This window comes from Acinetobacter sp. YH16042 (genome assembly GCF_013417245.1).
Lineage (GTDB): Bacteria > Pseudomonadota > Gammaproteobacteria > Pseudomonadales > Moraxellaceae > Acinetobacter > Acinetobacter amyesii.
The window spans coordinates 22,840-45,562 of sequence record NZ_VPEJ01000023.1; the positions used below are offsets into that span (position 1 = coordinate 22,840).

Genomic DNA, 22,723 nt, shown 5'->3' on the forward strand with positions numbered 1-22,723 from the left:
GTGAACACTGGCTTTTTATGACTTGAAAAATGGTAACAATGTGTCGCTAAGATTGTCACTAGGATGGATTAAATAAACGGTTCGACACACTGATTTTTTTGCCAATATAGTGTGATTTTTTTTGACGAATCAAAATGATTTTCGACTGAAACTCTAACTCACCAAATTCTGGCTCAACTTGCACATAATGTAGTTGACCAAACTCATCACGCACACGAGCTTGAGCGGAAAAGCCGGGACGGGCATTTCCACTTGAAATGGTGGCTAGACGACCGAGTAAATTAACCGTTTGTTTTTTATATTTGGGTGGGACAACCTGATCCAAACAATGAATCATAAATACCGTAAAGAATATGGCAATGATCAACGCAGGTAAAATTAAATAATAAGCTGGAACGAATTGACCTTCTTTGGCATGGATGCAAAACTGAAGTACATAGCCTGCAAAGCTAAAATTCATCAGTAGAAAGAACAAAATCAGAGTCTTGGAAAATTTGACATTCAATAATGCCAACTCTTGTATGCGCTGAGGAGCGACTCTTTTTAAAACTTGGCTAGGACTAATATTGATATAGTAGCCAATGGTTTCAACCATGCCCAATAACAGTACGGCCAATAAACTTAAATGAAAGGGTATTAAGTTATAGTCTGTTAAAAATGCGGACATGGTTGTATTCCAGTGTTTATTCTTCTGTGAGGTAGATTCCACCATCAGAATGCACGTTAATGTTCACTTTTTCAAGGGCTTGACCTTGGCATGGACCAGAAATACATTCCCCAGATTCAACCATAAACAGAGCGCCATGTGTTGAGCACTCAATAAATTCTTGATCACGATCTAGAAACTGATTTTCTAGAAACTCAAGTTCTACGTGCAAGTGTGGGCAGTTATTTTGATAAGCGTAAAACATGCCATCACGTTGGGTGATAAAAATCGTTTCACCTTCAGGCGTTTCGAATGATCGTGCTTCACGTTCAGGCACATCATCCGTCATGCAAATTTTAAACATTAAGCACATTCCTTCTGAAATGATTGTAAAAGCTGAGCATAGTCTTCAACTGCTAGGCGTGGACCAAACTGAGCCACAACTTCACTTGAGATCAAGATGGCAAGTTCAGCAGCCGTTTGATAGTCATGACCTGCGTTCAGTGCATATAGGAAAGCACCAGCAAAAGCATCACCAGCACCATTGGTATCTATTGCGGTAACTTTACGACCTGGCACGGTAAATGTTGCGGCTTCATTATGAATTAAGGCACCTTTGGCACTTAATGTAATGACAATGTGTTTGCTTAGTGATTGCAATTTCGTAAGTGCAGCATCTAAATGATCTGTTTCTGTATACATCAGTGCTTCTTGTTCATTACAGAACAATAAGTCCACGCCATCATCGAGTAATTCATCTAGACCTTGACGTGCATATTGCACCATTGCTGGATCAGATAAGGTCAATGCAATTTGTACACCATTGGCTTTGGCGATTTGGCGTGCTTGTTTTACCGCAAGGCGTGCGCTGTCTGATGTTGAAAGATAACCTTCGATATATAACCATTTCGCAGTATTTAAGCTGCCAAAATCAATTTGGCTATCAGTCAATTCCGCAGTAATACCGAGGTAAGTATGCATCGTACGTTCAGAATCAGGGCTGACCAATACCATACATGTGCCAGTTACACCTTCACTGATTGATTGAGTTGCAGTTTGGATGCCAGCGTCGTTTAAACCATTTAGGTAAATTTGACCTAAGTCATCATTGCCGACACGACAACCATAAAATGCAGTTCCGCCTAAAGCACTAAAAGCAACCGTTGTATTTGCTGCAGAACCACCAGAAGCTTGACCTTTATATTCTTGAGTGGCTTTTAGATTGTTATAAAGGGCTGCTTGAGTATCGCCATCTGTCAGTTGCATCGTACCTTTTTGCAGATTGTGTTGAATTAGGAATTCGTCAGAGACTTTAAATTCTTGGTCAATAAGTGCATTACCAATTGCAAAAAGGTCAACAGTTGCCATGTTGTATGTTCACATCAAAAAAATGAAAGTGCTAAGTTTACACGAATGCTCAGGATTGCTGTAGTTTGTTGAAAAAAATTCAATTAAAGGACAAGTGTGTATAAAAATCGGGCAAATCCATTATATTTTTACATTTTTTTTTGAATTAGTTGCCGTTTTAATCAGCTTTGCTATTGTGCAAATCGAAAAATTTTACTTTTATAGAGCTATAGGGTGTTCAGACTGAATCAAGATGATTTGGTCATCATAAATAGATAACAGATTAAAAGTGTGAATATATGGAAATTACGATTCGTCCAGCAGAGCAACTTCCTGCTCAAATCGAAAATATTGCTGCTTTGGCGCAGCATGAAGGCTATACATTTATACACCGTTTAATTGAAGAATATCAAAGTGGTAAAAATCGTTTTGACCAAACGGGTGAGCAATTATTGCTTGCTTATGATGGCGATAAATTAATTGCTTGTGGCGGTTTAAATCAGCAATGGGGTGATACTGGTGTAGAAGAACGGATTGGACGAGTTCGCCGTTTCTATGTGCATCCGCAGTACCGTCAGCATGGCGTGGGTAAGCAGCTATTGGTGGAATTGGAAAAGGGTGCAAAAAAACACTTTTCTGCACTGTGCTTAAATACTGAGCTTAAAAATGCTGCAAAATTCTATCAAAAACAGAATTATGTCTATGTCGAAAGTCATCCAAATTATAATTATTTTAAATATCTAGTTTAGTTTTAAATCCACAAATAGACAGTAAATACTGTAAATGAAGCATCCGATATCGGGTGCTTTTTTTCTTGTGACAATTCTAAAAAAAGAGTGCCTTATTATAAGCAAATTTTTAAGCAAAAATTCATTTCAGTTATCGAAGATATAAGCATCAAAATAACTGCATTGAGTGATGCATATGCATATGCAAGTGCATGAACTACAAGACTACGTTAAAAAAGTCCCCCAGATTACCGCGCTGTTTTGGTTGACCAAAATTTTTGCGACCACTTTTGGTGAAACCAGTGGTGATGCACTGTCCATGTCCTTAAATTTGGGCTATTTACTCAGTACCTTTATTTTCGCAGGCATATTTATCAGTCTGCTGTATTTTCAAATACAGTCCAAAGCCTATAAACCTTATTTATATTGGGCCACGATTATTGCCAGTACAACGGTAGGTACGACTTTAGCGGATTTTGTAGATCGTTCTTTAGGGATTGGCTACTTGGGTGGTAGTTTTCTGTTACTCAGTTTGGTGCTCATATCGCTTTTTAGTTGGTATCGAGTCGAAGGGTCAATCAATCCAAGTGTAGTGAATTTGCCGCGAACACAGATCTTTTATTGGTTGACGATTACATTTTCTCAAACGCTAGGTACAGCTTTGGGGGACTGGACTTCCGATAGTGCAGGATTAGGCTATAGCGGTGGTATATGGCTATTTGGTGGTCTAATCGTATTGATGGCGTTGTTGTATTTTTTTAGTCGGGTCTCAAAGACGATTTTATTTTGGGCTACTTTTGTTTTGACACGTCCATTGGGCGCAGTTGTCGGCGATTTTTTAGATAAGCCCATCAGTTCAGGTGGATTGGATTTAAGTCGCTTTATGGCTTCTTTTGTATTGTTATTGGCGATTGTGATTTGCGTCTATTGGTCAACACGAAATGATAGGCAATCCATAAAATCTGTCTAAATGTTTTAGTGCGAAAACAAGTGATTTTTAAAATTAAAGTTCAAGTTGATTAAAACAGTTGGAAATGTCGTTTCGGTGAATCTAGTTGTGATTTTTTAAGGTATACTTTGCCTAATTTAAATGAATAGATTAGGAGCACACATGACTGTAGATGTCACTGAAACCATTTCTCAAACTGTACATCCCGCGTTTCAGTTGATTCGTCAACATCATGTTGAAGCTTTAGACATTTTAGTGTCTGAATATAAACACAAAGTGACTGGCGCAGTGCATTATCACTTAGCCACAAACCATGACGAAAACGTATTTTTAGTTGCCTTCCGTACGCAGCCGATGGATTCAAAAGGTGAGGCGCATATTCTTGAGCATACAGCACTGTGTGGCTCAGAAAAGTTCCCTGTACGTGACCCATTCTTTTTAATGATTCGTCGTTCACTCAATACGTTTATGAACGCGTTTACCGCAGCGGATTGGACGGCATATCCATTTGCAACGCAAAACAAAAAAGATTTCCAAAACTTGTTAGAAGTTTATATGGATGCTGCTTTTGCTGCGAATTTGAACCCGCTTGATTTTGCGCAAGAAGGGATTCGTATTGAGCTAGAAAATGGCGAAGCTGTATATAAAGGCGTGGTATTTAATGAAATGAAAGGTGCAATGAGTTCACCTTCAGATCAGTTGTATCACCAACTTGCCCATCATTTATTCCCAGAAACAACTTATCATTACAACTCAGGCGGTGATCCGAAAGACATTCCTGACTTAAGCTATGAAGAGTTAGTAAGTTTCTACAAATCACATTATCACCCAAGTAATGCGGTGTTCATGACCTTTGGTAATGAGCCTGCATATAATTTACAAGAACAGTTTGAAACGCTTGCTTTGTCTAAATTTGAAAAAGGTCAAACGCTGTATTCAAAACCTGAACGTCGTTTAACTGCGCCTGTAACTGTAACTGAAACGTATGCAGTTGATGCTGAAGACCTCAAAGACAAAACCTATCATGTGCTTTCTTGGTTATTGCCTGAAGCAAGTAATATTAAATTACGTTTAGGTATGCGTTTGGTTGAGGGGGTATTGCTTGAAGATTCTGCTTCGCCATTACGTCATTACTTAGAAACCTGTGGTTATGCACAGTCTACTGGTCCATTCATGGGCGTAGATGACTCAAACTATGAAATGACGTTCTACTGTGCAATTCAAGGTTCAAACCCTGAGCATGCAGAACAATTTAAAAATGGCGTGTTTAAAGTATTAGAAGACGTTGCGGCTAAGCCTGTTGACCCGGCTTTAGTTGAGGCGATTTTGCATCAAATTGAATTGCATCAGCGTGAAATCAATGGTGATGGTACACCATATGGCCTAAGCTTAATTCTGAATGGTTTAAGCAGTGCGATTCACCATTCAGACCCTGTGGATGTTTGGGATGTGGATACGGCCATTGAACAAGTGAAGGAAGAGTTGAAAGACCCAATGTGGTTATCTAACTTAATCAAAACTTACTTGCTTGATAATCAACATCGTGTGCAATTAACTTTGGTTCCAGATGCTGAAAAAAATGCGTTGGAAGCGGCAGCAGAAAAAGCACGTTTAAAAGAAATTGATGCGAACTTAACTGAAGCGCAAAAAGCAGAGATTATTGCGCAGACTGAAGCACTGAACATTCGTCAAGATACCCCAGATGATTTGAACCTATTGCCTAAAGTAGGTTTAGAAGACGTTCCTGCACAATTACAGATTGTACAAGGTCAATTACGCGAAATTATCAGTAATGGCTTGGATACGCCGTTAAATCTTTACCACGCAGGCACCAATGGTCTTTACTACCAACAAGTTTTGATTCAGATTCCTGATGAAGTGGTGCAATCGCCGTATTTCAATCTCTTATCGATTTTGATGGGTGAAGTTGGTGCAGGTGAATACGATTACTTAGAGCTACAACAGTTGCAAACAGCTGTGAGTGGCGGTTTAGGTATGGGGGCATCGCTGCGTTCAAAAGTGGATGATAAAGGTCAAATTAGTGCTTGGCTAACGTTGACCACTAAATCATTGGTGAATAATCTTGAAGCCATTCGCTTATTGAAATTGGCTTTTGAACAGCTACGTTTTGATGAAAAAAATCGTATCGTAGAGTTATTGCAACAACGTAAAGCACGTTGGCAGTCACGTGTATCTGGTTCTGGTCATAGTTATGCAATGCAAATTGCAGGTCGTCAACATAGTGCATTGGCGCTACGTGATTATCATAATACAGGCCTAGGCGCGCTGAACTGGCTGTCAGAACTTGTCAGCAAAATTGAGCAAGACGACACGGCTTATAATGCCTTGATTGATGAGCTTAAGTTAATTCACAACCGTTTGCTTAAAGCACCAAAACAATTCTTGGTGGTGTGTGAGGAGCATCATTCAGACCGATTGGTTGAAGAAGTTCAAACCATTTGGGATAAAGTGGCGATTGACGATAACCCACATGATTTAACTCAAGTGAATTTTGCAGATAGCAACAATGACGAAGCTTGGCTCATTCAAGCCAATGTTCAGTTCTGCGCTTCAGCATATCCTGCGGTGGAAGTGTCACATCCAGATGCAGCACCTTTAATGATTTTGGCGGCTTATTTACGTAATGGCTTCTTGCATAGCGCGATTCGTGAAAAAGGTGGTGCTTATGGTGGTGGTGCAAGCTATGACGGTAATGCATGTTCATTCCGTTTCTATAGCTATCGTGACCCACGTTTAGCTGAAACGTTTAAAGATTTTGACGCAAGTGTGCAGTGGCTACTGAATGCTGAACAACAACCGCATCAGCTAGAAGAAGCGATTTTGGGTCTAATTGCCAGCATGGATAAACCGGGTTCACCAGCGGGTGAAGCCATTACAGCTTGTTATGCTTTATTGCATAAACGCACGCCAGCTTTCCGTCAAATGTTACGTGAACGTCTGTTGAATGTGACTTTGGATGATCTAAAACGTGTTGCTGTGGCGTACTTGGTTGAACAACAACCGACAAAAGCTGTGGTTGCACCGGTGGCGAAGCGAGAGGCTTTGGTTGAGCTTGGTTTCGAAATAAAACAAGTGAATTAAAACAAAAAAGGGGTTTTTATGGCGTTCAAATCTCTTGAGCGTACGACATTGCAACTGAGCCTCATTGCGCTCAGTTCAATGTATGTCAGTACTGTAAATGCACAAAATGCGGAAGTGGCTGTTAAACCAGCTACCGCTGAAGCATGTGTGGCACTTGAGTCAAATGCAGAGCGATTATCGTGTTATGACGCTTTGTTTAAAGTGCAACCTGCTGAAAAAGAAATGTTGGTTTCTGAGCGTCAAGCCGCACAAGAAATTAAACCTGAACCGACTGAAAAGTTGACATTCAAAGAAAAAGTCAGTCATGCGTTTACGGACCGTTTATTCGCTGTAGAAGCACCGAACCTTAATCCAAACCTTTCATTATTGGATAGTCGTTGGGAGCTTTCTCCAGAAAGTAAATTAGGGACGTGGAATATTCGTGGCTATCAACCTGTGTATTTAATGCCGGGATACTGGACTTCAGATAAAAATGAACGTCCATCAAGCCCGAATGAAAACAACACGGTACAAGCCGATCAGGAACAAAACCTGAAATCGATGGAAGCCAAGTTCCAATTGTCATTAAAAACCAAAGCTGTTGAAAACTTATTTGGTGATAATGGTGATATCTGGTTGGGCTATACCCAGTCTTCTCGTTGGCAAGTCTACAACGAAGATGAATCTCGACCATTCCGTGAAACCAACTATGAGCCTGAAGCCAGTCTGGTTTTTCGTACCAACTATGAACTCTTGGGTTTGAACTGGCGTATGCTGGGCTTAACTTTTAACCATCAGTCTAATGGGCGTTCTGATCCCTTATCGCGGAGTTGGAACCGTGTTATGTTAAATCTAGGATTTGAACGTGACAATTTTGCACTGATGTTACGTCCTTGGTATCGTTTCGAAGAAGATACCAAAGATGATAACAACCCAGATATTACCGATTATGTGGGACGTGGGGATTTAACAGCATTTTATCGTCATAAAGATCATGACTTTAGTTTGATGTTACGTCATTCATTGAAAGGTGGTGATGATTCACATGGTGCTGTGCAGTTTGATTGGACTTTCCCAATCAATGGTAAATTGCGCGGCACAGTTCAATTGTTTGATGGCTATGGTGAAAGCCTGATTGACTATAACCATCGGGCAACCTATGTCGGTGTCGGTGTGTCATTAATGAATTGGTTTTAATGATTGCTCAATAATTAATTTACGGACGTAAAAGTAATTTCGCATTTTTAAGATGCTTTTAAGTCTAATCGACGGAGTCTTATATCTAGGGATTGAATAAAGGGATTAGCCTTCGGCTGGAGGTACTTTTGTTTAGGCAAAAGTACCCAAAACCATTGTCATCCGCAAAACTCGCTCTCTAGCGTCTATTTACTTAAAGTATCGCAAAAACATTTTTGATTAGAAGTCATCCTGTCTCAAACACTTGCGGATGACCTTACCGCGTATCGTTCTTTCATTTGAATCAAATTACGCTACTGATGTTACTATGTAACATCAGTAAATAAAAAAACCATGCTATGGCGTGGTTTTTTTATAACTGTGAGACAATGTACAAATCAACCAATCTGAATCTCAGAAGGTGGGTGTTTTAACCGACTCTTCTTCGGTGTGGCAATCAGATAGGCCAGTGTTAAGGGGCCAAGTCGACCTGCGAACATTAATAACATCAGGGCAACTAAACTGGCGGGTTGTAAGTCGCTGGTGATGCCACGAGATAGACCAACGGTGCAAGCAGCGGATACCGCTTCGAACAACAAATCTAAAAAGCGTTTATCAGGTTCGAGAAGCAATAGACTGAAAAAGCCAATGAAAATCAACGTTACTGTAATGAAAATTACCGCTAATGCTTTAAAGGTGGTTTTTTCTGAAACAGAGTGGTTAAACACACGCAGTTCATCTTCACGTCTTAAAAAACTGACCACACTGAGTACAACAATAATAAACGTCCCGACTTTGATGCCACCAGCTGTACTGAGAGAACCACCTCCAATAAACATCAGTAACATCGTGACGAGTGATGATGCATCGCTCATGCTTTCCATAGGTAAGCTGTTAAAACCCGAAGAGCGCGGAACCGTTGCATGGAACCACGCGTTGAGGGCTTGGTCACCAAGTGACATCGTAGCTAAGGTAGCAGCATTATTGGCTTCTAATAACCAAATGGTGATGAAGGCAAAGACATTTAAACCCGCAATAGTCGATAAAATCAGCTTGCTATTGGTACTGAGTTTTTTCCAACTTTTATTGCGCTTAATGTCCATCAGTACCAAAAAGCCGATACCCCCAATAATGTAAAGCATACTGATGGTAAACGTAATGAAATAACGGTCAGCGAAGCTCATTAAACTATTGGGAAATAATGAAAATCCACCATTATTAAATGCTGAAACACTATAAAAGGCAGCATAAAACAGGGCCTGGTTAAAATTGTATTCTTGCATCCAAGCGATGGTCAAAATAACCGTTCCCACCATTTCAAAAAATAGCGAATAAAGCAGTACGCCTTTAATAGTCATGGTCACTTTGGCAAGACTGGTTTGTCCAATGGTTTCTTGAGCCATAATCTGTTGTTTTAGCCCAATTTTAGGGGACAAACTCATAGCGGCCAATATCGCAAAGGTCATAAAACCGAGACCACCGCATTGTAGTAAACCCATAATCACGACTTTACCAAACACCGTATAGGCTTCGCCGACATTTACAACTGAAAGTCCTGTAATGGTTACGGCAGAGGTCGCTGTAAAGAGGGCATTGATCCAACTTAAATCGCCATGATGTGAATATGGGAGCTTTAACAGCAAGGTGCCAATGATAATTAGCCCAAGAAAACCCAATGCCAAAATACTGGGTGGGCTGAGATTAATGGTATTACGCTGTTTATTGTGCAGTTTCATGTTTTTTACTGTCATCTTGCGTGATTATGTGCAAAAGCAGCTCGACGCTGATTACAAAGTTGCTTTAAAGTGTTTAGCCAGTCGACGTAAATGTTCGAGTAAACCTTCAACCACTAAAATATCGCCTGTTTGTAAAATCAGGTTCGGATCTAAACTATATTGAAGCTCGGTGCCACGTTTATGCAGAATCGTCTTCACTTCAGGGACATGATCCATAATTTGATTTAGACGCGTGCCTTGTTGTGATTCTTTAATTTCAACTTTCACCAAATAATGATCATCTTCGAGCACCATGTAGCGGCTCACCATTGGATAACTCAGTGACTGGGCAACACGGACACCCATATCTTCTTCAGGATGGATGATTTTGCTGATGCCTAAATGGGTTAAAATCATGTGATGCGCTTTGGACTTGGCTTTGGCCCAAATTTTGTTGATCCCCATGTTTTTAAGATGGAGCACACACAAGATGCTGGCTTCAATATCTTCTCCAATCGCAACAACGACGGCTTCACAGTTTTGAATATTGAGTTCCTGTAAAACGTGCTCATCTGTTGCATCAGCAATCACTGCATGGGTCAGTTGGTCCGAAATACTTTCAACATACTTTTTGTTGCTATCGATTCCAATGACATCGTGTTTTAAACCCATGAGTTCAGTGGCTACAGTTGCGCCAAAACTTCCTAAGCCAATCACAGCGAATTGAGCCATGCCGTATTCCTAAATTATTCTAAAGTTATTGAATATGTTGATGTTAGCTTGTTCAGCCTAGAGCGGCTATGAAAATTTACATAATCCATCTAAACCGAAAAGCTCTAATTTTTAATTTCTTCAGTGTTTTGATAGGCATAAAGTTCAGCAATATTGGGGCAATTATCCATAACTTGTTGATATTTAAAAATTTCATAGCCTAGTTTGTTTTTTAGAATATATTGAAATTGATGCTGATCTTCTTTAATGACATTTAGGGTAGCTTTACGAACGAGCTCGGAATTGTTCTTTAAACGGTTTAAGCCATCGCATGAAAATTCACGGATAATGGCTTGAACAGATTCGGGAGCGGTTTGATCACTTAGCTCATCAAAGCGAATATATACAATGTAATTTGGATATTGATTCAACATTTCAGCTTGCGCGGTATAGCCGTAAATATTTTCTAGATTTTGCGTACGGGACTGATTTGGAATTTGTTTCATACTTTGACGAATCTTATCTTCCTCTTGCTTAAGTTGATAAGCCGGATATGCATAAAAATATCCACCTAAACCTACAATAGCGATCATAAATAAGGCATAAATATTCAATTTTAAAAATCCATTTTGTTTTATTTTCAATGGATTATAGGGTGTGGTGAATTTAACAACAATGACAGCGTTGATGAATTAAATTGATGAATATATTTATTTTGATGCAGAAAAGAATTGATGCAAATAAAAAAGCTGGAACCTAGATCCCAGCTTTAGAATAAAAGTCTTATTTATTTCAAGAAACGTTGATAACCGAGGTTATTGGTAATCTCAACATATGGATAGGTAATATTTTCCAATGTTTCAATTAAACCATCTGGGTTTTGTTTCGCATCCGTTGCTTCCATACCCACCAATACACGACCTTCAGCAGCACCGTGGTTACGGTAGTGGAATAGGGTGATGTTATGCGTTGGGCCTAGACGTTCTAAGAAAGTCAGTAGTGCGCCCGGACGTTCTGGGAATTCCACGCGGAATAGGCGTTCATTTTCAATGTCTGCATGTCCGCCAATTAAATAACGGATATGGAGTTTAGCCACTTCATCATCTGAAAGATCGTCTACATCGTATTGGAATTTCAAAGTTTCAAAAATTTCCTGACGTTCTTTTTCGCCATTTTTGAGACTAATACCCACAAACACTTGAGCGGCACTTGAGTAGCTTGCGCGGTAGTTAAACTCAGTGATGTTACGGCCTTGTAGTGCACGGCAGAATTTAAGGAAAGAACCTTTTTCTTCTGGAATGGTCACAGCAAAGATCGCTTCTTTACGTTCACCCAGTTCGGTACGTTCTGCAATGTAGCGCAGACGGTCAAAGTTCATATTGGCGCCGCATACAATTGACACCATATTTTTGCCTTCTAGACCATGCTCAGCAACATACTTCTTAATACCTGCAAGCGCCATTGCACCTGACGGTTCTACAATGCTGCGGCATTCATCAAAGGTATCTTTAATCGCTGCACAGATTTCATCGGTATTTACCAGTACAACTTCACGCTCAACAATTGGGCCTGAGTTATCTGATTTTTGTAGCTGAATCACTTCAAATGGTTTTTCACCAATTTGTGCAACTGCTGTACCGTCGGCAAATAAACCTACAGATGGAAGAATGACACGTTCATTGGCTTCAAAGGCTGCTTTTAAACATGCAGATTCGTCATATTCAACTGGAATGACTTTAACATGCGGTGCCACATCGCCTAAATAAGCGGCTACACCGGCAATGAGACCGCCACCGCCTACAGCAACGAATACGTAGTCAACATCGCGCCATTGACGCAAAATTTCGTTGGCAATGGTTCCTTGACCGGCCATAACGAGTTCGTCGTCATAAGGTGGAATAAAGGTCATACCTTCATCTTTTGCACATTGGATTGCATATTTATTGGCTACGTCAAAAGAATCACCATGCAGAACCACTTCACCGCCTAAGCGTTTAACCGCTTGTACTTTAATGTCTGGTGTGGTTTTAGGCATAACAATAATGGCGCGAATACCTAACTTTTTACCAGATAACGCCACGCCTTGAGCATGGTTACCTGCAGAAGCAGTAATAACGCCACGTTCCAACTGAGATTTCGGTAATTGACTAATACGGTTGTAGGCACCGCGTAGCTTGAAAGAAAAGACAGGTTGTAAATCTTCGCGTTTAAAGCGAATGTTATTGTTTAGTTTTTCACTAATTCGTGGCGCTGCTTCGAGTGGGGTTTCGATTGCAACGTCATAGACCGTTGCCTGTAATATTTGTCGAACCAAACGAGACAGCATGTTAATTTTCCATCTAACAGTTTAAAATAGGGGTTTATTGTAACAAACCCCTGTACATTTGGGCTGAAAAATCAGCGTCTAATGTCAAAAAATAGTTGAGCCAAGTTATGAGTCTGTATGCAACCCAAGATGAAAAGAAACAAGCTGCTGCAAAAGCTGCGTTAAAGCATTTGCCAAAGGGCGGTATTTTGGGTGTTGGTACAGGAAGTACTGTGAACTTCCTCATCGAATTATTGCCAGAGCTTCAACTCGAAGCTGCGGTTGCGAGTTCTGAAGCAACTGCACAACGTTTGAAAAAATTAGGCATTGAAGTGGTTGATATGAACCACGTTGGCGGTTTAGATGCCTATGTAGATGGCGCTGATGAAATCGACCGTCATATGCACATGATTAAAGGCGGCGGTGCTGCGTTGACTCGTGAAAAAATCGTTGCTTCAATTGCAAAAAAATTCGTATGTATCGTAGATGATTCTAAATGGGTTGATCAGTTAGCACGTGAATTTCCGCTTCCTATAGAAGTGATTCCAATGGCACGTTCTGCTGTGGCACGTAAAATCGTTTCTTTAGGCGGCGACCCTGTATACCGTGAAGGCGTAGTAACAGATAACGGTAATGTAATTTTAGACGTACACAACTTAAATATCTTAAATGCATTAGAGCTTGAAAAGACATTGAATGACATTCCGGGTGTAGTGTGTAACGGCATTTTTGCTTTGAACAAAGCAGATATTGCTGTTGTAGCAACTGATAATGGTATTGAAGAGCGTACTGCGGTTTAATCTATAGAAAATTTAATTGTAAATTGAGTTTCGATTTATATTAAATTTCTAATGGAAGTTCCCTCTCCTTTGAGGAGAGGGTTAGGGAGAGGTCAATTTAAAAGTCCCCTCATCCTAACCTTCTCCCTAAGGGAGAAGGGACTCCTAATATATTTTTGAAAATATTTAAAATTCAATTTTATGCATTATTAATAAGCTTTTAAAAAGAATAAATGACACCAAACCTTCCTGAAATTCAAATCACTCGGAAATTACGTGCCACACGCCTAAGACTCCGTGTAGAACCAACTCAAATCAAATTAACGGTTCCCCAGTTTTGTACACAGCGCCAAGTTCAAGATTTTCTGAAACAATCAGAACAATGGATGATTGAGACATGGCAGAAGCAGCAGGAAAAAACAGGGCAGATTGATAAAACGCTACCAGTAGAATTAAAACTATTCAATTTAGAACAGCCTCTAAGCATTGTTTATAAAGTTCAAAAACTTTCATTTATCTTAGATGAAGAAAATCATCAGCTATTTATCAGTGATCGGCAGCCTGAGCAATATTTAAAAAGCTTTGTGATTGCTTATGCCAAAGAGTATTTACCAATTTATTTAAAGCAAGTGAGCAGTGAAACAGGCTTGAAATATGGTGATTGCTCAATTCGTCAGCCCAAAACTCGCTGGGGGAGCTGTTCTGCCAAGCATGACATTATGCTGAATAGCGGATTGGTGTTGTTCCCACTGGGAATCACGCGTTATGTGGCTGTACACGAGTTGGCGCATACCAAGCATTTTGATCATAGTCTGAATTTTTGGGTGGAGGTGGAAAAGCATGATGCAAACTATAAAAAGCATCGGAAAACTTTAAAAAGTACACCGATGCCATGGTGGTGGAGTGTTTCCTAACCTCAAATTAAGATGTTTAATTACATTTAGATGAAATAGCCTAAGTATATCATTTATTTAAAATATAAACAAACTTAACCCATTGTTCCAAAGCCATCACTATAGCCGTCATAACTTTGCGCCAAAAAATGCAGTTTTCTTTCAATTTCTATTACATTTTCAAAAGATGGAACAATGACTTTGGAACATTCACATGTCCAACTCCTATCTTCATCATCTTGATATATCGATGCTTTAAAGCCCATATTAAAAATTTCTTGTGAGATTTGAATTGCTGCCCCTTGAGTAGGCAGCCAAAGTAGAAAATCAAACAGACGAGGCTGGGTTAAATCAAGTCCTGCATCAGACATTCTATTAAGCGCATTAAGTGTTGAAGTTTCATCAATTTCGTTTTGCATAAGGGGGATCTTTTTTGTTATTTGTGATGAAAAATAGCAAATCAATGCAAGAAATCAAATGATTAAAGACCAGTGGCAGATAATTTTAGAATTAAAAGCGCTGATGCTCTAAGACGTTAAAAAAACAGCTAAACCCAAGCAAAACAGTTCAGAAATCCTCAACTTCCTGTCATACTACGCAGTCATCAAATGGATACTTTGAATAGAGGTAAAGAGCGTGATTTCAGTAGGTATTGTCGGCGGTACAGGTTACACAGGTGTTGAATTACTGCGTATTTTACTGCGACACCCAAATGCAGAAGTGAAAGTTTTAACTTCGCGTACTGAAAATGGCCGCCGTGTGGATGATATGTTCCCAAGCTTGCGTGCACATACAGACCTTTGCTATTCAGATCTAAATATTGAAGAACTAAAACAATGTGACGTTGTATTCTTTGCGACGCCGCACGGTGTTGCAATGAAACACGCAGAAGAGTTAGTTGCTGCAAATACTAAAGTGATTGACCTTGCTGCTGACTTCCGCTTGCAAGACTTAGCTCAATTTGAGAAATGGTATGGCCTCGACCATGCTTGCCCAGAATTATTAAAAGATTCAGTTTACGGTTTGTCTGAATTAAACCGTGAAAAAATTCAACAAGCTTCAGTGATTGGTAACCCAGGTTGCTATCCAACTACAGTGCAATTGGGTTTAGCACCTGTGCTCAAGGCTGAAGGATTAGTGAAACCTGAAAGTATTATTATTGATGCAAAATCTGGGGTTTCAGGTGCAGGTCGTAAAGCAAGCCTTGGCATGATCTATTCTGAAAATGCAGATAACTTTAAAGCATACGGTGTAGCGGGTCATCGTCATCACCCTGAAATTGTAGAAGCACTCGAAAATATTTCAGGTCAAAAAGGTGTATTTAACGAAATTTTATTTGTACCTCATTTGGTGCCAATGATTCGTGGCATGCTCAGCACAATCTACATTGATTTGACTGACGCAGGTGCTTCTGCGGATTTACAAAGCATATATGAACAGTTCTATGCCAATGAGCAGTTTGTAGATGTGATGCCTGCAGGTAGCTCACCTGAAACACGTACTGTGCGTGGTGCGAACCAATTACGTATTGCGATTTGCAAACCTCAACCGAAAAAATTAGTGATTTTGGTGGCTCAAGACAACTTGGTGAAAGGTGCTGCAGGTCAAGCCGTACAAAATATGAACTTGATGTTTAGTTTTGCTGAAAATGCAGGACTTCAAGGCATTGGTTTATTACCATAAGAAACGATTTAAAACTTCACACACATTTAAAACTGGATTTAAATGTGTGCCTTGAGTGAACTAAAAATAAGAGATGACGATGTCGAATACAGAATCTAATTTCAAGTCAGAACCTGAAAACAGTGAAAAAACGCCTTTTATGAAGACGAATATGCCACTGGCGATTGGTGCAGTTGTACTTGCATTGAGCAGCGGTTTGCTCGGATATAGTATCGGTCATCGTCAGGGCTTAACTGTGGTCGGTTATGATGCAGATGCAGAGCAACTTGTTGATGTGGTGCAAAAGCAAAAAACTGAATTAGCAGGCCTGAATAAAAGTTTAAATGCGGCAATTCAAGAGCGTGATGTCGCTGTAAGTAATTCAAATGATTTATATTTGGCTGTTAAAAAAGCACGTAATGATCAAGAATTAACCGGTAATTTGGGTGTTTTGTATCGTGAAGTATTGCGTCAACGTGGTGGTATGCCGCTTGCAGTACAACATTTAGCGATTAAACCGTTACCTGAAAATGCGTATGAATACCAACTTGATCTCGTTCAAGTAAGTCCGTCAAAAAGTAATGTGTCTGGAAGTGTTGAGCTGCGTTTAATTAAGGGTACAGAAGTACTTGTAGTGCCTTTAGAAGACAAAAACTTTAACTTTAGCGAAAGTGAGCGACTCACTGGACGTTGGACCATGCCAAAAGGCTTTAGTCCAGACTTTATTGAAGTGCGTTTAAGCGGTTCTAAACCCGTTATTCGCCGTTTTAGCTGGTCGAAAGGTCAGCCTGTTGAAAATCAATCTGCCTTCCTTTCAGAAATTCCTCAAACTGAAGCAAGTGCAAACTAAGTGTGAAACCTAAATCCTATGCGAACCAATAAGCGTCAAACGTGTTTATCTGACATTAAAAATTCATTTTACCAATCTGGTTTAGTGGACTGGCATCTAAACCCGACTCTCAGCCAAGGTATGCAGGATGATGGTGATTCAGACATTCAAGTATTGACTGCGCCACCTGAGTTAAAGCGTCCTCCTATGTATGCTGTCGTTTTAATGAACGATGATTACACTCCAATGGACTTTGTAATTGAAATTTTACAACAATACTTTGCTTTGAATCTTGACCAAGCCACTCAAGTAATGCTAACTGTACATTATGAAGGAAAGGGTGTTGCAGGGGTTTATCCGCGAGACATCGCAGAGACTAAAGCAAATCAGGTCAATAATTACGCTCGGTCGCAAAGTCATCCATTACTTTGTCAGATTGAGCCAAAAGATTAATAAGGGGATTACATGCTCAGTCGTCAATTAGAAGTATCACTACGTTTGGCTGTCAGCATGGCTCGTCAAAAGAGACATGAATTTTTGACGGTAGAACATTTATTATTGGCTTTACTGGATAATGATTCCGCTGTTAATGCATTGAAAGCATGTGGCGCAGACATTATTGTTCTTCGCAAAGAACTTGAAGAATACGTAGAACAACATACCCCTAAGCTTGGCGAAAATAGCGATCAAGCGCCACATCCTACAGAAAGTTTTGATCGTATTTTGCAGCGTGCAATTTTCCATGTGCAATCGAGTGGTAATGACCGCACTGTAGAAGGTGCAGACATTTTAGTTGCGATGTATTCAGAGCGTGATTCATTTGCGGTGTATTTACTTAAACGCCATCAAATCAACCGTTTGACATTAACGCAGTATTTGTCTCATGGCACACGTAAAGATGAAGTCCAAGCCGAAGAAGAAATCGAAGAGCTCGATGGTGAAAGCACCACGTCTTCAAATTCTGGCCCATTAGAACTATATACGACCAATCTCAATGTTGAAGCTCAAAAAGGCAAAACAGATCCACTGATTGGTCGTGAAAAAGAGATTGAACGTACAGCTCAAATTCTATGCCGTCGCCGTAAAAACAACCCACTTTTGGTGGGTGATCCGGGTGTGGGTAAAACTTCGATTGCTGAAGGTTTGGCTTGGCTCATTGTAAATGGCAAAGCACCTAAACCGCTTGAAAATGCAGAAGTATTTAGTTTAGACATTGGTGCTTTAGTTGCAGGAACTAAATACCGTGGTGATTTTGAAAAGCGTTTAAAACAACTGCTAAATGCCTTGAAGAAAAAGCCTGAAGCTATTTTATTTATTGATGAAATTCACATGATCATCGGTGCAGGCTCAAGTATGGGCAGCACGATGGATGCATCGAACCTCATCAAGCCAGCTTTGGCGAATGGTACTTTACGTTGTATCGGTTCAACGACTTTCCAAGAATATCGTCAAGTTTTTGAAAAAGATCATGCATTATCTCGTCGTTTCCAAAAAATTGATGTCAATGAACCATCTATTTCAGAAACGGTTGATATTCTGCGTGGCTTAAAAGGCAAATTTGAAGAATTCCATCATGTGAAATACGAAGATCAAGCGTTGGTTTCTGCGGTAGAACTATCTGCAAAATTTATCAATGATCGTTTCTTGCCTGATAAAGCCATTGATGTGATTGATGAAGCTGGTGCGCAGCGTCGTTTAAAAGCTGAGCAAGATGATACGGTCATTTCAGTTGAAAACATTGAAGATATCGTTTCGAAAATTGCCCGTATTCCACCGAAAACTGTGTCTAAAGATGACAAGAGCGTCCTTGAAAATCTTGAGCGTGATCTGAAACGTGTGGTGTTCGGTCAGGATGAAGCGATTGAAGCGCTTGCATCTGCGATTAAATTATCTCGTGCAGGTCTAAAAGCACCAGATAAGCCAGTGGGTAATTTTGTCTTTGCGGGTCCTACAGGTGTGGGTAAAACTGAAGTCACTAAGCAATTGGCGAAATTGTTAGGTGTTGAACTTGTACGTTTCGATATGTCGGAATACATGGAACGTCATGCCGTATCTCGTTTAATTGGTGCGCCTCCGGGTTATGTAGGTTTTGATCAAGGTGGTTTGTTGACCGACGCGATTCATAAAAATCCGCATTGCGTACTTTTACTAGACGAAATTGAGAAAGCGCATCCAGATGTCTTTAATTTGTTATTACAAATTATGGATCATGGTTCATTAACGGATAACAATGGTCGTAAGTCTGACTTCCGTAACGTCGTGTTAGTGCTGACTACCAATATTGGTGCAGAATCAATTTCACGTGTGAGCATTGGTTTCATGGATCAAGATAACAGTAATGATAACCAAGACGCGATGAAAAAAGCCTTCTCTCCGGAGTTCCGTAACCGCTTAGATGGTGTTATTCAATTTAAAGCATTGCCAACAACTGTCATTGAAAGTGTGGTTGATAAGTTTTTAACAGAGCTTCAGGCACAGTTAGATGACAAAAAAGTGGTTCTTGAGGTTGACCAAGATGCACGCGAATGGATGGCAGAGCAAGGATACGATCGCTTGATGGGCGCTCGTCCAATGCAGCGTTTAATTCAAGAGCATTTGAAGAAACCGCTTGCTGAAATGATTTTGTTTGGCGAGCTTGCGGAACATGGCGGTAATGTTGGTGTTTCAGTGAAGAAAGAAAATGGCAAAGCTGTGGGCTTAAAACTCGAAGTGTTTGAAGACCAAACCGCTGAACCTGCTTAAGTAATTTAATTAACGAAAAACCCGTGCTTGCACGGGTTTTTTATATTTATTCGACGCTAGATTTGGGTTTCTCAATGATGGACATACCATTAACAAAAGTGCTGACCACATTTGGTTTATTTGCACTGACAGCACTGATGGAAATTTTAGGCTGTTACTTCCCATATTTGATTTTAAATCAGCAAAAATCGCAGTGGTTATGGATTCCAACAGCGCTTGCATTGGCTGCATTTGTTTGGTTATTGACGTTGCATCCAGCAGCTTCGGGTCGTATCTATGCAGCCTATGGCGGAATCTACATTTTCTCTGCATTGCTGTGGTTGCGTTTTGTCGATCACGTAGTTCTAACACGTTGGGATATGCTAGGTGGCGTCATTGTGTTGGTGGGCGCAGCTGTGATTGTATTACAGCCTCAAGGTTTAATTCGTTAAGTAAACATTGCAGAAGTTAAACCAAGAACTGTAAGAAATCAGAAGCGCAATCTGATTCAAATAAAAAGAACAATACGCGGAAAGGTCATCCGCAATTGTTTGAGACAGGACTACTTTTAATCAAAAATGTTTTTGCGATACCTTGAATAAGTAGGTGCTAGTGAACGAGTTTTGCGGATGGCAATGGTTTTGGGTACTTTTGTCGAAACAAAAGTACCTCCAGCCGAAGGCCAATCCATTCATTCAAACCCTAGATGTAAGACTCCGTCGAATGAACTTAAAAATCATTTTAAAATACGAAATTACTTTGGCGTGCGTAACATCAGATGTTTATTTAAATTTGCATTCAGCGTTGTGGATTTTGATTTCGTATTTCTGTTGAGGTGAAGATAAGTCCATTTCTAACACATATGGATTTACACGTTGAAATTGATGCTCAAATAGCAATTCACAATTTTGTAGAGAATTCTTTTTGATCAGTTGCTTGACTTGCTGTTGGCCGACCGATTCTGCAAATTGTGTAAAGTCAGGTGTGGTGATAATTCCTTCGATTTCTATTTTATCTGCTGAAACTTCCATTTTTTCCATCAACATATTCTGATCAACTTGATAGGGAAGAGTGCGTGAATCTTCATCACTAATGGCAGCCAGTATTTCGTTTAAACCTGTTTTATTTTTAATTTTAAAATTGCTATCTAAAATCTGATTTTTCACCAAGTATTGATCTAATTCACTTGGTTCACCAGCAAAGCTAAAAGTAGATAAGCTCAATCCAAGAGCCAATAAGCAAATATTTCTTAAACGCATAATCTTAATCACTTATAAAAGTTATGGTTTTATTAAAGCATGCAAAAACAAAAAAAGCACCCGAAGGTGCTTCATTTATCTAAGTAAAACCTTAGTCTTTTTTAAGATTTTCGTTAATTAAGAATTCAACAAGTGCTTTTTGTGCATGTAAGCGATTTTCAGCTTCATCCCAAACCACAGCATTTTTGTGGTCAAGCATATTTTCAGAAATTTCTTCGCCACGATGCGCAGGTAAGCAGTGCATAAATAGGCAGTCAGCGTGAGCAAGATCCATCAGGCGTTCATTCACTTGATAATCAGCAAACGCTTTTTCACGAATTTTTTGTTCTTCTTCTTGGCCCATACTTGCCCAAACATCTGTCACGATTAAATCTGCATTAACCGCAGCATCTTCGGCAGAATCAACAAGTTCCACACAGTGTGCAAATTCAGATAAAAATTCAGCTTTAGGTTCATAGCCCTTAGGTGCAGCGATTTTTAATTTAAAGCCCCACATATGAGCAGCTTCAATATATGAGTTACACATATTGTTGCCATCACCAATCCAAGCAACCGTTTTACCTTCAATAGAACCACGGTGTTCAACGAATGTTTGAACATCGGCAAGTAATTGGCAAGGGTGGTGATCATCTGTTAATGCATTGATGACAGGAACTTTTGAATAAGAAGCAAAACGTTCAACAATGTCATGACCAAAAGTACGAATCATCACAATATCAAGCATGCTTGAAATCACACGTGCAGAATCTTCTACTGGCTCACCACGACCTAATTGAGAGTCACGAGATGAAAGGAAAATTGCGCTACCACCAAATTGGCTCATTCCTGCTTCAAACGATACACGTGTACGGGTGCTCGATTTCTCAAAAATCATGCCCATGACTTTACCAACGAAAGGCTGGAAAACTTCATTGTTATGCTGTTTGCGCTTGAGTTCGATACCGCGCTGTACAATTTGGTTAAGTTCTAAAGTCGATAAATCGCGTAAAGTTAGAAAGTGACGTAGAGCCATTGTTACTCCACAATAATTGCTGAATCAAAGAACAAAACAACAATTAGTTGTTGGTTGGTTAGAGAAAAAGTAATCGATTAATATACTATAAGAGAGGTAAATTGCAAAAAATCTAGCGCTTTTGGTGACCGTCTAGGAAACGATCGACGCAATAACTGATATAATTGATGGTTTCTTGATCATTTTCGTCAATGCTGATGCCCATGAGAACGCGCCATTCTAAATTTCGCAAAATTCCAAAATAAAATTGAGCCGAAAACAGTGGGTTTTCACAATACAGCAAACCGTGTTGATGTGCTTGATACAAAATTTCTGCAACGGTGTTCTGAATTTGTTTTGGGCCTTGCTCATGAATATAACGTGCTATTTCAGGATTACGTCCTGTTTGTTCTAAGACTAACCGCATAAATGCAGCATTTTCAGGCATCACAATATGCTGATGAAAGTCACTTAAAGTATTGATAAGATAAGCACGAATATCGGTGTCAGGGCTCACCGTAAATGGTAGGCAAATATCTTTGAAAAATAAGCAGCGACGATAGTCACAAATAGCCTTAAATAATCCGTCTTTATTACCAAAATATTTATAGATTGACGCTTTGGAACCACCAGCATGATTCACGATGTCATCTAATGAAACCGCATCAAAACCACGTTTTAAAAAAAGCTCCGTAGCACTTTCTAAAAGCGCAACACATCGTTCATGTCCGCGCCGCGTTTGTGGCTGGTCATGCGTTAAAGGTTCAATGTGTATTAAATCTTGCATAAAGTGATAATATTTAACAAAAAAAGATCTGAGCTGACGATAATTATAGCAAAAAATTCAGTTCTTTTCTGCTTTGCTCATAAATAAGAGATCTTTGACTAAAGAATAACAACAGATAGGTGACAAGTGAAATATTTGACTAAA

At 39.7% G+C, this 22,723-nt stretch carries 22 protein-coding genes; 11 read left to right on the plus strand and 11 right to left on the minus strand.

Annotated features, from left to right (window positions below; all coding sequences use genetic code 11):
- Nucleotides 1-58 precede the first annotated feature (58 nt).
- From FTV37_RS13750 to FTV37_RS13760, 3 genes are read right to left on the minus strand one after another with little or no spacing between them, the layout of a single operon-like run.
- Nucleotides 59-667, minus strand: coding sequence for an OB-fold-containig protein (locus tag FTV37_RS13750; RefSeq protein ID WP_180054377.1), 609 nt, complete (start codon nucleotides 665-667; stop codon nucleotides 59-61).
- Nucleotides 668-683: 16 nt separating this feature from the next.
- The gene (locus tag FTV37_RS13755) at nucleotides 684-1,010 is read right to left on the minus strand and encodes a Rieske (2Fe-2S) protein (protein WP_078188656.1); all 327 of its coding nucleotides are present in this window, start codon (nucleotides 1,008-1,010) and stop codon (nucleotides 684-686) included.
- Complete coding sequence (locus FTV37_RS13760) at nucleotides 1,010-2,014, minus strand: adenosine kinase (RefSeq protein ID WP_180064124.1); 1,005 nt, start codon at nucleotides 2,012-2,014, stop codon at nucleotides 1,010-1,012. Before FTV37_RS13760 ends, FTV37_RS13755 begins: the two co-directional genes overlap by 1 nt.
- Before the next feature lie 278 nt (nucleotides 2,015-2,292).
- On the opposite strand from FTV37_RS13760, the gene FTV37_RS13765 reads away from it, so the two are divergent.
- The 4 genes from FTV37_RS13765 (at nucleotide 2,293) to FTV37_RS13780 (ending at nucleotide 7,948) form a co-directional block, all read left to right on the plus strand.
- Nucleotides 2,293-2,742, plus strand: a complete 450-nt coding sequence (locus tag FTV37_RS13765; RefSeq protein ID WP_078188654.1) for a GNAT family N-acetyltransferase — start codon at nucleotides 2,293-2,295, stop codon at nucleotides 2,740-2,742.
- Between the two features lie 175 nt (nucleotides 2,743-2,917).
- Nucleotides 2,918-3,691, plus strand: a complete 774-nt coding sequence (locus FTV37_RS13770) for a hypothetical protein (RefSeq protein WP_180064125.1) — start codon at nucleotides 2,918-2,920, stop codon at nucleotides 3,689-3,691.
- Nucleotides 3,692-3,832: 141 nt separating this feature from the next.
- Entirely contained in the window at nucleotides 3,833-6,772 is a 2,940-nt protein-coding gene (locus FTV37_RS13775; RefSeq protein ID WP_180049666.1) for an insulinase family protein, read from the plus strand.
- 18 nt (nucleotides 6,773-6,790) lie between these two features.
- A complete protein-coding gene (locus tag FTV37_RS13780) occupies nucleotides 6,791-7,948 on the plus strand; it encodes a phospholipase A (RefSeq protein ID WP_180007814.1) in 1,158 nt (385 codons plus the stop codon).
- 377 nt (nucleotides 7,949-8,325) lie between these two features.
- Here FTV37_RS13780 and FTV37_RS13785 read toward each other — a convergent pair whose 3' ends face one another.
- The 4 genes from FTV37_RS13785 to ilvA form a co-directional block, all read right to left on the minus strand.
- Nucleotides 8,326-9,663 carry a TrkH family potassium uptake protein gene (locus tag FTV37_RS13785; protein WP_168378596.1) on the minus strand — a complete coding sequence of 446 codons (1,338 nt, stop codon included), beginning with the start codon at nucleotides 9,661-9,663 and terminating at the stop codon, nucleotides 8,326-8,328.
- 51 nt (nucleotides 9,664-9,714) lie between these two features.
- Nucleotides 9,715-10,374 (minus strand): TrkA family potassium uptake protein, encoded by a 660-nt coding sequence (locus tag FTV37_RS13790; RefSeq protein ID WP_180064126.1) that lies wholly within the window; start codon nucleotides 10,372-10,374, stop codon nucleotides 9,715-9,717.
- 104 nt (nucleotides 10,375-10,478) lie between these two features.
- Nucleotides 10,479-10,946: a hypothetical protein gene (locus tag FTV37_RS13795; RefSeq protein WP_180064127.1), complete on the minus strand. Its 468-nt coding sequence runs from the start codon at nucleotides 10,944-10,946 to the stop codon at nucleotides 10,479-10,481.
- Nucleotides 10,947-11,140: 194 nt separating this feature from the next.
- Nucleotides 11,141-12,679 carry a threonine ammonia-lyase, biosynthetic gene (gene ilvA / locus FTV37_RS13800; RefSeq protein ID WP_180004662.1) on the minus strand — a complete coding sequence of 513 codons (1,539 nt, stop codon included), beginning with the start codon at nucleotides 12,677-12,679 and terminating at the stop codon, nucleotides 11,141-11,143.
- A 107-nt stretch (nucleotides 12,680-12,786) separates the two neighbouring features.
- Between ilvA and rpiA the strand changes: the two genes are divergently transcribed.
- Nucleotides 12,787-13,458 (plus strand): ribose-5-phosphate isomerase RpiA, encoded by a 672-nt coding sequence (gene rpiA / locus FTV37_RS13805; protein WP_180064128.1) that lies wholly within the window; start codon nucleotides 12,787-12,789, stop codon nucleotides 13,456-13,458.
- Nucleotides 13,459-13,670: 212 nt separating this feature from the next.
- Nucleotides 13,671-14,351, plus strand: coding sequence for a SprT family zinc-dependent metalloprotease (locus FTV37_RS13810; protein WP_180064129.1), 681 nt, complete (start codon nucleotides 13,671-13,673; stop codon nucleotides 14,349-14,351).
- Nucleotides 14,352-14,425: 74 nt separating this feature from the next.
- Here FTV37_RS13810 and FTV37_RS13815 read toward each other — a convergent pair whose 3' ends face one another.
- A complete protein-coding gene (locus FTV37_RS13815; protein WP_180064130.1) occupies nucleotides 14,426-14,749 on the minus strand; it encodes a ribonuclease E inhibitor RraB in 324 nt (107 codons plus the stop codon).
- Nucleotides 14,750-14,966: 217 nt separating this feature from the next.
- Here FTV37_RS13815 and argC point away from each other — a divergent pair, with 217 nt between their 5' ends.
- The 5 genes from argC (at nucleotide 14,967) to FTV37_RS13840 (ending at nucleotide 19,994) form a co-directional block, all read left to right on the plus strand.
- Nucleotides 14,967-16,013 (plus strand): N-acetyl-gamma-glutamyl-phosphate reductase, encoded by a 1,047-nt coding sequence (argC, locus tag FTV37_RS13820; RefSeq protein ID WP_180064131.1) that lies wholly within the window; start codon nucleotides 14,967-14,969, stop codon nucleotides 16,011-16,013.
- Nucleotides 16,014-16,092: 79 nt separating this feature from the next.
- Nucleotides 16,093-16,842 (plus strand): hypothetical protein, encoded by a 750-nt coding sequence (locus FTV37_RS13825; RefSeq protein ID WP_180064132.1) that lies wholly within the window; start codon nucleotides 16,093-16,095, stop codon nucleotides 16,840-16,842.
- A gap of 18 nt (nucleotides 16,843-16,860) precedes the next feature.
- Entirely contained in the window at nucleotides 16,861-17,274 is a 414-nt protein-coding gene (gene clpS / locus FTV37_RS13830; RefSeq protein WP_180051274.1) for an ATP-dependent Clp protease adapter ClpS, read from the plus strand.
- 12 nt (nucleotides 17,275-17,286) lie between these two features.
- Complete coding sequence (gene clpA, locus FTV37_RS13835; RefSeq protein ID WP_180064133.1) at nucleotides 17,287-19,563, plus strand: ATP-dependent Clp protease ATP-binding subunit ClpA; 2,277 nt, start codon at nucleotides 17,287-17,289, stop codon at nucleotides 19,561-19,563.
- A 77-nt stretch (nucleotides 19,564-19,640) separates the two neighbouring features.
- Nucleotides 19,641-19,994, plus strand: a complete 354-nt coding sequence (locus tag FTV37_RS13840) for a YnfA family protein (protein WP_111883867.1) — start codon at nucleotides 19,641-19,643, stop codon at nucleotides 19,992-19,994.
- Nucleotides 19,995-20,324: 330 nt separating this feature from the next.
- On the opposite strand, the gene FTV37_RS13845 is transcribed toward FTV37_RS13840, so the two are convergent.
- The 3 genes from FTV37_RS13845 to FTV37_RS13855 form a co-directional block, all read right to left on the minus strand.
- Nucleotides 20,325-20,801 carry a hypothetical protein gene (locus FTV37_RS13845; RefSeq protein WP_180064134.1) on the minus strand — a complete coding sequence of 159 codons (477 nt, stop codon included), beginning with the start codon at nucleotides 20,799-20,801 and terminating at the stop codon, nucleotides 20,325-20,327.
- A 91-nt stretch (nucleotides 20,802-20,892) separates the two neighbouring features.
- Nucleotides 20,893-21,813 carry an ornithine carbamoyltransferase gene (gene argF, locus FTV37_RS13850; RefSeq protein ID WP_078193464.1) on the minus strand — a complete coding sequence of 307 codons (921 nt, stop codon included), beginning with the start codon at nucleotides 21,811-21,813 and terminating at the stop codon, nucleotides 20,893-20,895.
- A 112-nt stretch (nucleotides 21,814-21,925) separates the two neighbouring features.
- A complete protein-coding gene (locus tag FTV37_RS13855) occupies nucleotides 21,926-22,579 on the minus strand; it encodes a TetR/AcrR family transcriptional regulator (RefSeq protein WP_180005562.1) in 654 nt (217 codons plus the stop codon).
- Nucleotides 22,580-22,723: the final 144 nt, after the last annotated feature.

What these genes read in the sequence shown, in the direction of transcription:
- FTV37_RS13845 (WP_180064134.1), bottom strand. Translation starts at nt 20,801, where the DNA reads ATGCGTTTAAGAAATATTTGCTTATTGGCTCTTGGATTGAGCTTATCT.
- FTV37_RS13755 (WP_078188656.1), bottom strand. Translation starts at nt 1,010, where the DNA reads ATGTTTAAAATTTGCATGACGGATGATGTGCCTGAACGTGAAGCACGA.
- FTV37_RS13780 (WP_180007814.1), top strand. Translation starts at nt 6,791, where the DNA reads ATGGCGTTCAAATCTCTTGAGCGTACGACATTGCAACTGAGCCTCATT.
- FTV37_RS13815 (WP_180064130.1), bottom strand. Translation starts at nt 14,749, where the DNA reads ATGCAAAACGAAATTGATGAAACTTCAACACTTAATGCGCTTAATAGA.
- FTV37_RS13765 (WP_078188654.1), top strand. Translation starts at nt 2,293, where the DNA reads ATGGAAATTACGATTCGTCCAGCAGAGCAACTTCCTGCTCAAATCGAA.
- clpA (WP_180064133.1), top strand. Translation starts at nt 17,287, where the DNA reads ATGCTCAGTCGTCAATTAGAAGTATCACTACGTTTGGCTGTCAGCATG.
- FTV37_RS13785 (WP_168378596.1), bottom strand. Translation starts at nt 9,663, where the DNA reads ATGAAACTGCACAATAAACAGCGTAATACCATTAATCTCAGCCCACCC.
- FTV37_RS13810 (WP_180064129.1), top strand. Translation starts at nt 13,671, where the DNA reads ATGACACCAAACCTTCCTGAAATTCAAATCACTCGGAAATTACGTGCC.
- argF (WP_078193464.1), bottom strand. Translation starts at nt 21,813, where the DNA reads ATGGCTCTACGTCACTTTCTAACTTTACGCGATTTATCGACTTTAGAA.
- FTV37_RS13770 (WP_180064125.1), top strand. Translation starts at nt 2,918, where the DNA reads ATGCATATGCAAGTGCATGAACTACAAGACTACGTTAAAAAAGTCCCC.
- rpiA (WP_180064128.1), top strand. Translation starts at nt 12,787, where the DNA reads ATGAGTCTGTATGCAACCCAAGATGAAAAGAAACAAGCTGCTGCAAAA.
- ilvA (WP_180004662.1), bottom strand. Translation starts at nt 12,679, where the DNA reads ATGCTGTCTCGTTTGGTTCGACAAATATTACAGGCAACGGTCTATGAC.
- FTV37_RS13855 (WP_180005562.1), bottom strand. Translation starts at nt 22,579, where the DNA reads ATGCAAGATTTAATACACATTGAACCTTTAACGCATGACCAGCCACAA.
- FTV37_RS13790 (WP_180064126.1), bottom strand. Translation starts at nt 10,374, where the DNA reads ATGGCTCAATTCGCTGTGATTGGCTTAGGAAGTTTTGGCGCAACTGTA.
- FTV37_RS13825 (WP_180064132.1), top strand. Translation starts at nt 16,093, where the DNA reads ATGTCGAATACAGAATCTAATTTCAAGTCAGAACCTGAAAACAGTGAA.
- clpS (WP_180051274.1), top strand. Translation starts at nt 16,861, where the DNA reads ATGCGAACCAATAAGCGTCAAACGTGTTTATCTGACATTAAAAATTCA.
- FTV37_RS13840 (WP_111883867.1), top strand. Translation starts at nt 19,641, where the DNA reads ATGGACATACCATTAACAAAAGTGCTGACCACATTTGGTTTATTTGCA.
- FTV37_RS13760 (WP_180064124.1), bottom strand. Translation starts at nt 2,014, where the DNA reads ATGGCAACTGTTGACCTTTTTGCAATTGGTAATGCACTTATTGACCAA.
- FTV37_RS13795 (WP_180064127.1), bottom strand. Translation starts at nt 10,946, where the DNA reads ATGATCGCTATTGTAGGTTTAGGTGGATATTTTTATGCATATCCGGCT.
- FTV37_RS13750 (WP_180054377.1), bottom strand. Translation starts at nt 667, where the DNA reads ATGTCCGCATTTTTAACAGACTATAACTTAATACCCTTTCATTTAAGT.
- FTV37_RS13775 (WP_180049666.1), top strand. Translation starts at nt 3,833, where the DNA reads ATGACTGTAGATGTCACTGAAACCATTTCTCAAACTGTACATCCCGCG.